Source organism: Cytobacillus sp. FSL M8-0252, assembly GCF_038007345.1.
Taxonomy (GTDB): Bacteria; Bacillota; Bacilli; order Bacillales; family Cytobacillaceae; genus Cytobacillus; species Cytobacillus kochii.
The window spans coordinates 1,077,156-1,089,703 of the sequence record NZ_JBBOWZ010000001.1; the positions used below are offsets into that span (position 1 = coordinate 1,077,156).

General features: G+C 34.6%; 16 protein-coding genes. 12 read left to right on the forward strand and 4 right to left on the reverse strand.

What is annotated here, in order from left to right:
- Positions 1-69: 69 nt before the first annotated feature.
- Both MKX83_RS05620 and MKX83_RS05625 read right to left on the reverse strand, forming a co-directional pair.
- Entirely contained in the window at positions 70-1,029 is a 960-nt protein-coding gene (locus tag MKX83_RS05620) for a D-2-hydroxyacid dehydrogenase (RefSeq protein WP_340978119.1), read from the reverse strand.
- 93 nt (positions 1,030-1,122) lie between these two features.
- Positions 1,123-1,965 (reverse strand): MBL fold metallo-hydrolase, encoded by an 843-nt coding sequence (locus tag MKX83_RS05625; RefSeq protein ID WP_328199656.1) that lies wholly within the window; start codon positions 1,963-1,965, stop codon positions 1,123-1,125.
- Positions 1,966-2,122: 157 nt separating this feature from the next.
- Between MKX83_RS05625 and MKX83_RS05630 the strand changes: the two genes are divergently transcribed.
- Positions 2,123-2,842: a glycerophosphodiester phosphodiesterase gene (locus MKX83_RS05630; RefSeq protein WP_095370323.1), complete on the forward strand. Its 720-nt coding sequence runs from the start codon at positions 2,123-2,125 to the stop codon at positions 2,840-2,842.
- Positions 2,843-2,885: 43 nt separating this feature from the next.
- On the opposite strand, the gene MKX83_RS05635 is transcribed toward MKX83_RS05630, so the two are convergent.
- Both MKX83_RS05635 and MKX83_RS05640 read right to left on the reverse strand, forming a co-directional pair.
- Entirely contained in the window at positions 2,886-3,131 is a 246-nt protein-coding gene (locus tag MKX83_RS05635) for a DUF2164 family protein (protein ID WP_095370322.1), read from the reverse strand.
- 56 nt (positions 3,132-3,187) lie between these two features.
- A complete protein-coding gene (locus MKX83_RS05640) occupies positions 3,188-3,835 on the reverse strand; it encodes an SIMPL domain-containing protein (protein ID WP_157733774.1) in 648 nt (215 codons plus the stop codon).
- A 169-nt stretch (positions 3,836-4,004) separates the two neighbouring features.
- Between MKX83_RS05640 and MKX83_RS05645 the strand changes: the two genes are divergently transcribed.
- The 11 genes from MKX83_RS05645 (at position 4,005) to MKX83_RS05690 (ending at position 12,508) form a co-directional block, all read left to right on the forward strand.
- A complete protein-coding gene (locus MKX83_RS05645) occupies positions 4,005-4,439 on the forward strand; it encodes a MerR family transcriptional regulator (RefSeq protein ID WP_095370320.1) in 435 nt (144 codons plus the stop codon).
- Positions 4,432-4,782 (forward strand): DUF4260 domain-containing protein, encoded by a 351-nt coding sequence (locus MKX83_RS05650; RefSeq protein WP_095370319.1) that lies wholly within the window; start codon positions 4,432-4,434, stop codon positions 4,780-4,782. Before MKX83_RS05645 ends, MKX83_RS05650 begins: the two co-directional genes overlap by 8 nt.
- A 900-nt stretch (positions 4,783-5,682) precedes the next feature.
- The gene (locus MKX83_RS05655; protein ID WP_341050118.1) at positions 5,683-6,168 is read left to right on the forward strand and encodes an aromatic-ring-hydroxylating dioxygenase subunit beta; all 486 of its coding nucleotides are present in this window, start codon (positions 5,683-5,685) and stop codon (positions 6,166-6,168) included.
- Between the two features lie 26 nt (positions 6,169-6,194).
- Positions 6,195-7,517, forward strand: coding sequence for an aromatic ring-hydroxylating oxygenase subunit alpha (locus MKX83_RS05660; RefSeq protein WP_341050120.1), 1,323 nt, complete (start codon positions 6,195-6,197; stop codon positions 7,515-7,517).
- A 59-nt stretch (positions 7,518-7,576) separates the two neighbouring features.
- Complete coding sequence (locus MKX83_RS05665; RefSeq protein WP_341050123.1) at positions 7,577-7,774, forward strand: hypothetical protein; 198 nt, start codon at positions 7,577-7,579, stop codon at positions 7,772-7,774.
- 16 nt (positions 7,775-7,790) lie between these two features.
- Positions 7,791-8,867 (forward strand): zinc-dependent alcohol dehydrogenase, encoded by a 1,077-nt coding sequence (locus MKX83_RS05670; protein WP_341054540.1) that lies wholly within the window; start codon positions 7,791-7,793, stop codon positions 8,865-8,867.
- A 29-nt stretch (positions 8,868-8,896) separates the two neighbouring features.
- Entirely contained in the window at positions 8,897-9,688 is a 792-nt protein-coding gene (locus tag MKX83_RS05675; protein ID WP_341050128.1) for a 2-keto-4-pentenoate hydratase, read from the forward strand.
- Complete coding sequence (locus MKX83_RS05680; RefSeq protein WP_341058579.1) at positions 9,688-10,638, forward strand: CobW family GTP-binding protein; 951 nt, start codon at positions 9,688-9,690, stop codon at positions 10,636-10,638. Before MKX83_RS05675 ends, MKX83_RS05680 begins: the two co-directional genes overlap by 1 nt.
- A gap of 28 nt (positions 10,639-10,666) precedes the next feature.
- Positions 10,667-11,347 carry a hypothetical protein gene (locus MKX83_RS05685; RefSeq protein WP_341054542.1) on the forward strand — a complete coding sequence of 227 codons (681 nt, stop codon included), beginning with the start codon at positions 10,667-10,669 and terminating at the stop codon, positions 11,345-11,347.
- A gap of 5 nt (positions 11,348-11,352) precedes the next feature.
- Positions 11,353-11,604: a hypothetical protein gene (locus tag MKX83_RS24620; RefSeq protein ID WP_445293177.1), complete on the forward strand. Its 252-nt coding sequence runs from the start codon at positions 11,353-11,355 to the stop codon at positions 11,602-11,604.
- A gap of 22 nt (positions 11,605-11,626) precedes the next feature.
- Positions 11,627-12,508 carry an alpha/beta fold hydrolase gene (locus tag MKX83_RS05690; RefSeq protein ID WP_341050135.1) on the forward strand — a complete coding sequence of 294 codons (882 nt, stop codon included), beginning with the start codon at positions 11,627-11,629 and terminating at the stop codon, positions 12,506-12,508.
- Positions 12,509-12,548 lie beyond the last annotated feature (40 nt).

Genomic DNA, 12,548 nt, shown 5'->3' on the forward strand with positions numbered 1-12,548 from the left:
AGGGGAGAAAAATCCGAACGATTATTCGAAGCTTTAGCAGCGTTTAAATAATCGTTCGGACTTTGTTTTTTAATATCCTTTTTTGTAATCCACTACATTCGTATCAAGAGCATCGCCATTCAAATATTTTTTTAGGTTAGGAATGAAGATGTTTTTAATGACTCTTTCGTTGTAATGTTCGGTTGAGCCAGATGTATGTGGGGTGATGATTAAGTTATTTAATCCCCATAATGGACTATCTTCAGGGAGCGGCTCTTTTTCAAAAACATCAATACCAGCACCTTTAATTTCTCCTTCTGAAAGAGCATGATAAAGTGCGTTTTCATCAACAATTTCACCGCGTCCAATATTAATAAAAAAAGCTGTTTGTTTCATGCGTTTGAACTGTTCTTTACTGAACATATGGTATGTATCCTTCGTTAAAGGCAGGGTGACGACAATATAATCACATTTAGGTAGGATGTCGTCAAGTTCCAGTGAAGTATACATTTCATCTACGTAATCGACAGGTTTGCCTGAATGTCTAACACCAATGACATGCATATTAAACGCTTTGGCAATTCGAGCAGTTTCTTGTCCAATCATTCCAACACCAATTATACCGATGGTCTTTCCATGCATTTCGAGTTTGTTACCAGTTCCATTCCATACTTTTTCTTGTTGTTGTTTAACATAACGGTCGATACTTCTTGTTAAACCTAACATCAATGCAAAAATCGTCTCCGAAATTGGATAAGCATGTACCCCGTTTGCACTTGTTAGAAGGATGTTTTTCTTGTCAAAGTCTTCGAGTGGCAAATAATTCACACCAGCACTCCATGTTTGAATCCAACGAAGGTTAGCATTATTCGCATAGGTATCATGCATACGATGTTTCCAAGCAACAATCACTTCTGCATCCTTCATATGACTCTCCCAAACCTCGTTATCCTTCCCTATGATGTGTTCCCAATCAGGAGTGATTTCTGTAATGGCTGTTTTAAGTTCCTCGCTTAAGTTTTGTGTGATAATCATTTTTCTTTTAGACATAAGGTATCCTCCATCGGTAGAAATTTTTCAAGTCTACCCTTAATAATAGCAAAATCTTCAGGATACCGAAATAAAAGATATTGAATATTACTATTATTCGTCGTCTTTTATATATCTACCAGTTTCAGGCATTGCGATGTCATCAAACTCCCTTACAAGAGTAATAAGGCTTTGTTGGAGAGTTTGTTCAGCCATAGGAATACCATGTCCTGTGATGGCGATATGAGGATTAAGGTCAGAGAGTTTTCTGACAGATTCTCTTGCTAGTTGCCAATCAGTGGTTAAATACCTTGGGGGACCACTAATTTCTTGCTCCTGTGTCATCACTTTAAAAAGGGACTCTTGTTTAACGGTACAAAAGGCATCTCCAGCAATTAAGACACCATCGCTTTTGCGGTAAAGCGAGATATGACCTTCTGTATGTCCAGGAGTATGAATCCACTGCCAACCGGGCATTTCGTCAATATGACCGTCTCTTGGTAACGGTTTTATATGTTGTGAAATATTAATACCTTCATTAGGGAATAAATTCGAAAACTTAGCTAATAATCCACCATCAACTGTATTATCAGGTTCTGGATAATCTTTCCGACCAGTTAAATAAGGTAATTCCATCGAATGAGCATAAACAGGGACATTCCATACTTCTAATAGCTCATGAATCGCACCTACGTGATCAAAATGTCCATGTGTTAATATAATCGCAACAGGTTTCGCACCCCTTCCATATAATTCTTCTGCAGCTTCAATAATTTTTTTGGCTGATTTTGGCATACCAGCATCAACAAGGACCCATGCATCCTCTGCTGTTTTAACAAAACAAACATTAACGATTTGAATGTTTATATAATCAACACCTTCTGCAGAATTAACAATCATACCGCTCGTTGTTGAGGTGATAGGCATATAATGTTGCTCAGAATCATACTCTCTCATAAGATTTTATCTCCTTTACATGTCTTTATATGAGAGTATACCCTGCTTACATTCGATTAATCTTTAACATCAATAAAAAGGAATTTTTTACAAACGATTCATACTGTGTTTAAATAATTTTTATACAATTGTAGAAAAGGGAGAGGATGGTTGAGCAATGATATTTGCCCACCGTGGATTAAGTGGTCGCTTTCCGGAGAATACAATGCTTGCTTTTGAAGCTGCAAGAAAAGCTGGTGTTCACGGAATCGAATTAGATGTCCAATTATCTAAAGATGGTGAACTTGTCATCATTCATGATGAGAAAATCAATCGGACAACAGATGGTACAGGGTTTATCAGGGATTTTAAATATAAAGATATTGTGCAATTTGATGCAGGGAGCTGGTTTAACACCGAATTTAACCATGCGAGAATCCCACGATTAGAAGAGGTTTTTCAATGGGCGAAAGAGGAGAATAATGAATTGGTTATAAATGTAGAATTGAAAAATGATGTCTTTCGTTACGATGGTATGGAAGAGAAGGTGTTAACTTTAATTGAGCAATATGGTTTAAGAGATCGAATCATTCTTTCATCTTTTAACCCTGAGAGTGTGAAGAGAATACGAACATTAGATAATGAAATAAATACAGGGTATTTAATTCTAGGTATACATGCTAATGCAATTAAGGTAGCTCAGAATATTGGAGCCGATGCTATTCATTGTCAAAAAGAATTTGTGCAATCCATACATGGTATACAGGCAATAGAAAACAAAATCCCATTACGTACTTATACAATTAATCGATGGTCCGATGCTCAATCACTACTCAACCAAGGCGTTGAGGTGGTTATGACCGATTTCTGTGATGAATTTGTATCCAACTATCAATAAATGGAATAGACAAAAAAGTGGCTGAATTGGCCACTTTTTTTTATTAACGTCGAATGGGGCGTTCTAAGGTTAATACCTCATCTTCAATACTAGCAAACTGTTCTTTTAGCATGGATTGAGTCTCTTGGATAGCTGCATTGTAAAAGTGAGGGGCGAGTGATTCTTTAAAAAAATCTAACACACGTTCAGCAGCGAATTCGGAAAGATCCTCGTCTTTTTCCTGAAGAAAAAACTGTTGGATTTCTTCAATCATTTGTTGTTGCTGTTCTTTTGTCAGTCGATAAAACATGTAATGGCCTCCATTTCTATACGACCATCATACACCATGAATGATTAAGATGCATGTTATGAATAACGAAAAACGGCAGTTATTATGGCTTCCACGATGATTTCACCAGGTTCAATGGGCGGAGAAGCAATAGATTGAAGAGCGATTTTCTGTGTGAAGGGCTGTATTTGTCTGCTGTCTTCGGTAATCTTTATCGGGGTAAGATCTACTGTTACATTTAAAACATTAGCTATAGATTGGGCTTTACTTATCGCATCCACTAATGCCTCATTTAATGCCTTATAATACCACTTCTGTTTCTCCGTTAATCCAAATTCAAGACTATTTATTTGATTGGCTCCGTGTTCCATTGCTAAAGCAATAATTGTACCTATTTGATTAAGTTGACTGACGGTAACGCGGACTTCATTTGTCACTTGATAGCCTGAAATCTGCGAAGAATCATCTTGTTGATGGTAGATGGGATGTACATTAAAGTGAGTCGTTTGTATTTGCTTTTCATTGATACCGGCTTGTTTTAAAGCAGAAAGGAAAGATTCTGTGGCTTGTGTATTTTCCTTTTCAGCTATCTGTATTTTTTCATTTTCCGATATGACACCGATATGAATAGTGGCTATATCAGGTTGGACGGAAAGTCTTCCTAAACCATTCACATGTAATCTTCGTTCTTTGTTTCGCACTTCATTATATGAATAAGGGTACATGGTCATCACCTTTCAACTCTTTATCTTATTAAGTGTATGTCGTATCACATTTTTTAGAAATGATTGTATCGCTGTGATGCAAGATAAAGATTGGAAAAATTCAAAAATATATTGACCTTGTAGTAAGCTCCAATGTTATCTTCAAAATAAGAAGAAAAGGAGGAAGGAAATGTATATTAAACAAATCGCTTCTCAATATGATATTTCTAGTGAGACAATCCGTTACTATGAAAAAATCGGTTTAATTACTCCAGAAAGATCTGAAAATGGCTATCGATTATATACAGACAAAAATGAAAGAGAACTCAAATATATCATTGTGTTAAAACAATTAGGATTCTCTTTACAAGAAATCAGTGAACTGTTTATATTAGATCGGACTCAGCCGTCAGAGGATTGTAAAATAAAATCGGAGCAGTTAATAGGTGTAAAGGTTGATAGTGTTGAAGAGAAACTTCACTTTTTGACAGTTGCTTTGGAAGCTTTAAAAGAGATTCGTTTCATGATAAAGGAAGGAAACTTTAAAGAGAACCAAAGAAACTTAGATCAACTCATTCACCATGTATATGAACAGATGAAAATAGGTGGTGTGGAAAATGAGTAATCGCATTATTGTTAAATGGGAATATATTCTTTTACTATTATTAACAGTAGTAGCTTATATTACTTGGGAATTCTCAATACTTGCCTTTGTTATTTTTTTGTTTTTACCAGACGTCTTTATGTTTGGCTATCTCCTCAACAAAAAAGTGGGGGCGATTCTCTATAATATAGGCCATACATTTATTTTCCCCCTATTGATTTTAGGAATTTATTTTGTAATAAAGGAACCTATATTATTGATGGTATCTTTGATCTGGTCTGCTCACATTAGTATGGATAGAGCCTTAGGATACGGTCTTAAATATGAAGAAGGGTTTAAAGTAACACATATACAAAAAATATAGAAACAAAGTCAATGGTTATTTTGAGCATTATTTGTAAATTAGGAATCACTAGTCAGTAAACCTCTCCTATACAGCTGATGGGGAAAAATCAGTTGCTAAAAAATTAATTATACAACTAAGAAGGGGAGGGGTTTACAATTAAAATACAGCGATTAATAATGACAAAAAATTAGTGATTTTATCTTACGCTAGGTATTTTGTTCTTACCTTTGAGTTGGACTAAAAGCTGGATCTTTAGCATAAACGCAACATTGTATAATTCCTATGCCATTTTACGATTTCTAATTTAATCTAATAATAAAATGGAAGAAGATACAATTATTTTTGTCCCACGATAATTCCCAATCAAAAATATCCGCAATAAAACATCCCATTCTACCGAAGTTTCTCAATAACCTAGTGATTATTCCAAAAAAGTATTTTTATTCTGCAGGTATCACAGAGAAAGGGTACTTATTCACAAATCCTTGTTTAGCTTACATGACTATATGTCTTGTGTTCCGTCGTTTTAAGGTGCACATATATCAGTAGTGTCTTTCTTAAAAATCTCACTTAACCTAACATGCACTATTTTTTTATCTCGATTGTGTTTTGGAAAGTAGGATGACTAAGGTAAAGATTATCAATAAAGTAATACTTTATTCATTCCTTACAATTTGTATTTCGATGTCGATTAGGACAAGTGGTTATTTGTTGTATCACTTGATAATGAAATACCACTCCTTTATAAAATTAGTTTTTGACTTTTAATAATTTAAAATGAATAGAAAATTGTAAAAAAACCGTTTCCGTGTATCGTATATAGGTACAATGGTATTATATGTGTGACGGTATTGTGTTAAATTGGTTTTAATAGTTCGAAAATTCAAATATGTATACTGCTAGAAGGAGGGTAAATTCTTGTTTCAGAAAGTAGAAAGTTTTATTTATTTAGAAGCAGCTAAATTAGATAACGCCCAATATGAAGATTGGGCAGAGATGTACGATGAAAATTGCAAATATTGGATTCCGAGTTGGCAGACTGAAAGTCAATTGGTGGTGGAGCCGAGTCAAGAACTGTCTTTAATATACTGGAATAAACAAAATATTAATGAATATGTTCAGAGGCTTAATTCAGGTGATGCTCATGTAATGGTACCGTTGCCTAGAAGTACGCGATATATCACTAATATAAGAATTGAACAAAATAATGTAAACGAATTCAAAGTCAGTAGCAAATGGTTTTTACACGATTTTCGCACAGGTTTTAATCAGGGGGTCCAACAATTCTTTGGTGGAGATATGGAGCATCACCTTATAAGTAAGGGGGATTCCTTTCTAATAACATATAAAAAAGTGATAGTGAATAACGACAATATTAAGCGTGGTCATCTCATGATTATATAAAAATTCTAAAGTAGGAGGGAATTTAAATGAATAGTGACGTGATAGAAATGGCATTAAAAAATCAATATTTTATCGATGATACTGAACGAAAAGAATTTTTGGTGAATTCTAATATATATACAGACCCAGATTTATTTGAGAGAGAAATGGAGCAGATTTTTTCAAAGTCTTGGGTTTACGTTGGTCATGAGGATCAAATCAAAAATGCAAACGATTACTTTTTAACCAAAATTGGTAGGGAACCTATTATTATTTCTAGAGATAAATCTGGTAATATCCATGGGCTAATTAATCGCTGTCCGCATCGGGGAGCGACTGTTTGCCGAGAGCATCAAGGTAACTCTAAAAATTTTCGTTGCTTTTATCATGGTTGGTCATTTAGGAATAGTGGTGAATGTGTAGGTGTTGCTGATCAGGGTGCTTATCCGTCACAATTTGATAAGAAAAATCACAATTTAACAAAAGTAGCACATGTAAAGTCTTATAGAGGGTTTATTTTTGCAAGTCTAACTGATGATGTCCCTTCATTAGAAGAGCACTTAGGAAATGCAAAACCATACTTGGATATAGTAATTGATCGGTTTGCTGATGGGATTGAAGTAGCTAAAGGTGTAACTAAATACGGTAATATAGGTAACTGGAAATTGCAAACAGAAAACGCTTTAGATTATTATCATCCATTATTTGTTCATAAAAGTTACTTTGATATTGTTGCAAATAGAGGTGTCAAAAGAGATAATGCCTCTCTGCAATTTAAAGAGAGGAAGAGTGATCATCAATTTTATCTTGGAAGAGGGCATGGCGTAACAGTCCATTATAGAGATTTTTTGAAATCAGGGTATGCAAAAGAAGAGTTATTTAACAGTAGTTTTCGAAATGATGAATGGGAAGAAAAAGTTGGCCCATTAATGGCAAAGTGGACAAAAAAGATTTCTATGCATTTGTTGATTTATCCGAATTTATTGATAATGGAAGGCCCAGCTTTACAAATTAGAGTGATTCAACCTCAAACTGTGGATAGAACTGAAATCGAAGGGCGTGCATATTTTCCTAAAGGCCAAACGGAAATGTATAAAGAAAGGCAATTAAAGGCTTATATGGATTTTTTAGGTCCAGTAGGCCATGGTACTCCAGACGATATTGCAGCCTTTGAAGCGTGCAACACAGGATATCAATCTCAACTCACCAAATGGAATAATTTATCTAGGGGTTATGAGAGGGAATTGAGTTACTCTGATGACTTGGAAATAAAAGAACTTTCAGGGTTTGAAGTTGGTGGGAATATAAGTGATGATACGATTTTTAGAGCTATGATAAAACATTGGCATAAGACAATAATAGAAGACTAATTGACAATAAGCGTATGTTAATCTAAAGACTATTTTAAATACGAATGTAGGATGATTGTATGGAGAATAAATACCAAACGATAAAAATAAAAAATGAATTTGCAACAGTAGAGGTATATATCGAGAACAGCGCAAATGGACCAAGATTATGTATAACAGATGTTCTTAGAGAAAGAACGGTTTATCTTGATCCTTTGCAAGTAGAATGTCTAACGCGATTAGATTTAACTTATTTAGAAAACTATTTACCATATTAACAAGGAGGGGAGATATTTGGAGAAAACATGTGAGGCTGCAGTAGCAATTGCACCAAATATAACAGAAATTCAACAATTTAATCTACCAAAAATTGGCCATGATGATGCATTATTAAAAGTCGAATCTGTAGGAATATGTGGAGCAGATATATTCTTGTATAAAAACATTACAAAGCCCATGATTTTAGGGCATGAATGTGTTGGTATAATCACAAAAATAGGAAAGAGTGCACAGAAGAAGTGGGGAGTAAAAGAGGGGGATCGTGTTGTCATAGAAGAACCTCTTCCTTGTGGATATTGTAGAGAATGTAAGTCTTTAAATTATCAATTATGTAAGAATGGTGGGAGATATGGACAAGTACCGATATCAGTTAAGCCATCATTATGGGGGGGGTTTAGTGAATATATGTATCTTCATCCCAATACCCAGGTTTATAAAGTCGCAAACCATGTGAAAAGTGAAGTAGCACCTATGTTTATCCCGATATCAAATGGAATTAGATGGGTACAAGATATTGGGAAATTGAAGCTTGGTGGAACAATAGTCATTCAGGGTCCAGGCCAGCATGGATTAGGATGTGTCATTGCTGCCAAACAACTTGGTGCAGGTTGCATTATAGTCACAGGGATGAATCAAGATAGTAAACGATTTGAGGTTGCGAAAGAACTCGGAGCTCATCATATGATTAATGTTGAAGAAGAAGATCCAATTGAGGCTGTCTCTAACATTACATCCGGGGAAATGGCGGACGTGGTTATGGATATAACTACTGGAGCTACAATGGCAGTTTCCTTATCGCTAGAGTTGGCTCGAATAGGAGGCACAATTGTTTTAGCTGGAGCAAAGAATAAACCTGTTCCAGACTTTATGAGTGATACTATTTTTAGGAAAGAACTCACGATAAAAGGGGTATATGGTAGAGATTTTAGAACGGTAATACCAGCGATTGAATTAATAGAATCTAATGTTCTTCCACTTGAATTATTATCTACACATGTTTTTCCGTTAGAAAAAACAGATTATGCAATGAAAGTGTTCTCAGGTGAAATAAAGACGGATACCCCACCCATCCATGCATCTGTAACTTTTTGAATATTTTTTATTTATCGAGGTGATTGTTTTTGAGTGTATATAATGACGTTGAGATAAAGCGTTTTTCAGATTCTTTACTGCGGGCAGAAAGAAATGGTATAGGAGTTCCCCCCATAACTACCATGCATTCAGGTATCAAAATACATGATGCATATAAAATTCAATTAAAGACAATTGAACAGAAGGTTAAAGAAGGGGAAAAAGTTGTTGGAAAGAAGATAGGTTTAACTTCTAAAGCAATGCAGGAGTTATTAGGAGTTAACCAACCTGATTATGGACATTTAATGGATGGAATGACAGTGCCTAATCTGGGGACTATTCAGTGGGAAAAAGTTATAAAGCCTAAAGTAGAGGCAGAGATAGCTTTTATATTAAAAAATGAAATAAAAGGGCCTAATATTACTAATAAAGACGTAATTGAAGCGACGGATTATATTTTACCTGCTCTTGAAATAGTGGATAGTCGTAATGATTGGAAGATTACTATACAAGATACCATAGCGGATAACGCTTCATCAGGTCTATATATTTTAGGTGATAGAAAATTTGATATTTCTGAAATTGATTTAATTAATGAGGAGGTTACATTATATAAAAATGAAGTAATCATGAATAAAGGAGTGGGTTCTGCATCACTAGGAAATCCTGTAACAAGTGTTGCGTGGCTTGCTAATACATTACATGAGTATGGAGTTGCACTAGAAGCAGGTGAAGTGATATTATCCGGCGCACTTTCAGCTGCCATTGAGGCAAACAAAGGAGACAACTTCAAGGCGAGCTTCGCAAATTTAGGCGAAGTTAAAGTGAGTTTTTCTATTTGATGTACACAAAAAAAAATAAAGAGAGTGGTTCAAACACTATACCAATCTATCTTTTTGCTGGATTTTTGGGAAGTGGGAAGACTACTTTTTTGGTTAATGTTTTGAAATATTTTCAGACTCAAAATAAAAAAATGGCGGTCATTATTAATGAAATAGGCATGGTCAATATTGATGGGGAATATATAGATGATGATATTCCGAAAAAAGAAATATTAGGTGGGTGTATTTGTTGTTCAGTTGGAAACGATTTGGGAGATACGATTATTGATTTACAACAAAATTACCATATAGATAGTATTTTTATTGAGTTAACAGGTGTTGCAAATCCACAGGAAGTTATTAGTTTATTATCAGAAGTGGCTTTAAGGGTGAAAATAGATTTGCAGTTGATTACTACTGTTATCGATGCTGCCTACGTAATTGATTTATTTAGAAGAAGTGAGTCAAATTATACAATTTCTTTAATTATAGAACAAATCAAAAGCGGTGGTTTAATCCTTTTGAATAAAAGTGATAAGGTGAGTTTCGAGGATATTCATTTTTTAAAAGGAATTATACGAAAGCATAATCCACATGCTTTGGTGAAAGAGACTTCACACTGCCAAATAGATTACACCATATTAGAAAGTAATTTGAAACCGAAAGCAATTAATAATGGGTATCATCATGAAAATCTCCATACACATGTCCATGTTTATACTCACTATTTTGATTATTTCTTAACAGTCGAACAGTTCAAAAGCCTGTTTAATAATCTTTCTAAAGAGATTTATAGAGCCAAAGGGATAATTCAATTTAAAGATAAAAAGGGGCCAATGTTATTTCAGTATGCACATGGTGAACTAGAAATGATGAGGATTTCTAGTGGAAAGAAAGAGAATAATGTAGCAGTTTTCATAGGGGAAAACTTCAGTAAAAAGCAACTAGTTGAGGAGATAAATAGATTATGAAATACATTTATATAGGAGGCTGATTAGTTTGGCGCAAATTATATCTGGCATTGCGATGTCACACAGTCCGTTTATTATGACTAATAAAGAAGCTGGTGGAGTAAAAGGTCAAATGTTTTTAGATAAAGCTGAAGAAATGCAAAAATGGATAAAAAGTGAGTCACCAGATGTTATTGTTTTAATCTCAGATGACCATTTTAATAGTTATTTTTACAATCATATGCCATCATTCACCATTGGAATTGGTGAATGTGAAGGGTGGGGGGATTGGAAAATTCCTAAATATAAAATCCCTGTAGAAAAGGAATTGGCTAATCATATATTAACAAAAGGATTATCTCAAGGGGTGGATTTTGCATTTACGATGTCTATGAAGGTTGATCATGGACATACCCAAGCCATTTATTTATTAAATTCGGATTTAGATATACCTATTGTTCCAATCGCAGTAAATACATCTGCACCACCATTACCCACGATGGAACGATGTTTTCAAGTAGGTGAAATTATACAAAATGCTATTGAATCATGGGAAGATGATACGAAAAAGGTAGCAATCATTGCTTCAGGGGGATTATCTCATTGGGTTCCTACTCCTAAAGTAGATAGTAAAAAACCAGAAGATCAAAATATGATCAATATATTGGTTCATGGACATTCAGTTATAGAGAATCCTGAAGAATATAAAAAAATAAGGAAGAGAGGGTAACAAAAATTACTGAAGGTCCAGTTAATGAAAGTTGGGATAGGGAGTTTTTAGAAGCTATTATAGCTGGCAATCATGATACCCTGAAGAATTGGAGTTATGAATCCATTGAGAAAAGTGGTGGGAATGGAGGCCAAGAAATTCATAATTGGCTAGTACTACTTGGGATACTAAAAAACTTTAAAGCACAAACGGTCTATTATGAGCCTATTCCAGAATGGGTAACAGGGATGGCAATAGTTCAATTTAGTAAGAATTAGAAAAGGGGAGAGTGGATATAAAATGGGTAAATATGATGTGAGTATATGGAATGAACTTTCGGGGATTGAGTTTAAACAATATTTTATTGATGCAAATGGAGTGAATACCCGTGTAGTAGAAGCAGGGATGGGTGAGACATTGATATTATTGCATGGCATCGGAGGGCATATTGAGGCGTATGCAAGAAATATCAAAAGTCTAAGTGAACATTTTCGTGTTATTGTGATAGATATGTTAGGGCATGGTTATACAGGAAAACCTAATCATCCCTATACGCTAAATGAGTACTCAGATCATTTACTGTCAGTTATTCGTACTCTTTCCTTGGAAAAAGTACACTTGTCTGGTGAGTCTTTAGGTGGTTGGTTATCAGCGTGGTTTGCGGCACGCTATCCGGAGCATGTAAGAACGTTATTATTAAATACACCCGGTAATATAAAGGGTAATAGAGAAGTTATGAAAAAATTAAAGGAGTCTACTTTAAAGGCAGTTTTATATGCAGATAATCAGACTGTACGCAGTAGATTAGAGTTTTTATTTTATGATACTAATTTTGTTACACAGGAATTAGTGGAGTCCCGCTATAAAATTTATACGCAACCGGAGTTTAAGGAAGCTGTGAAAAATATCGTTGTTTTGCAAGAGTGGGAAACCAGAAAACATTACATGTGGAATTCAGTATGGACAAATCAAATTACAGCGCCAACCATTATACTCATGTCTGATCATGACCCTACAGCTACAATTGAGGATGCAGAATATTTACAACAACTTATTCCAAATAGTAAACTTCAAATAGTAAAAGATGCGGGACATTGGCCACAATGGGAAAAACCAGATGAATTTAATCAAATTCAGATAGAATTTGCAAAGGGATTAGGCGACTACAGTTATTCTTCATGAAATGAATCAAATTAATTAACTGAACAGTAAATTTAAATGA

Coding starts and splice junctions, on each gene's coding strand:
- MKX83_RS05620 (WP_340978119.1), bottom strand. CDS start 1,029: ATGTCTAAAAGAAAAATGATTATCACACAAAACTTAAGCGAGGAACTT.
- MKX83_RS05625 (WP_328199656.1), bottom strand. CDS start 1,965: ATGAGAGAGTATGATTCTGAGCAACATTATATGCCTATCACCTCAACA.
- MKX83_RS05630 (WP_095370323.1), top strand. CDS start 2,123: ATGATATTTGCCCACCGTGGATTAAGTGGTCGCTTTCCGGAGAATACA.
- MKX83_RS05635 (WP_095370322.1), bottom strand. CDS start 3,131: ATGTTTTATCGACTGACAAAAGAACAGCAACAACAAATGATTGAAGAA.
- MKX83_RS05640 (WP_157733774.1), bottom strand. CDS start 3,835: ATGTACCCTTATTCATATAATGAAGTGCGAAACAAAGAACGAAGATTA.
- MKX83_RS05645 (WP_095370320.1), top strand. CDS start 4,005: ATGTATATTAAACAAATCGCTTCTCAATATGATATTTCTAGTGAGACA.
- MKX83_RS05650 (WP_095370319.1), top strand. CDS start 4,432: ATGAGTAATCGCATTATTGTTAAATGGGAATATATTCTTTTACTATTA.
- MKX83_RS05660 (WP_341050120.1), top strand. CDS start 6,195: ATGAATAGTGACGTGATAGAAATGGCATTAAAAAATCAATATTTTATC.
- MKX83_RS05665 (WP_341050123.1), top strand. CDS start 7,577: ATGGAGAATAAATACCAAACGATAAAAATAAAAAATGAATTTGCAACA.
- MKX83_RS05680 (WP_341058579.1), top strand. CDS start 9,688: ATGTACACAAAAAAAAATAAAGAGAGTGGTTCAAACACTATACCAATC.
- MKX83_RS05690 (WP_341050135.1), top strand. CDS start 11,627: ATGGGTAAATATGATGTGAGTATATGGAATGAACTTTCGGGGATTGAG.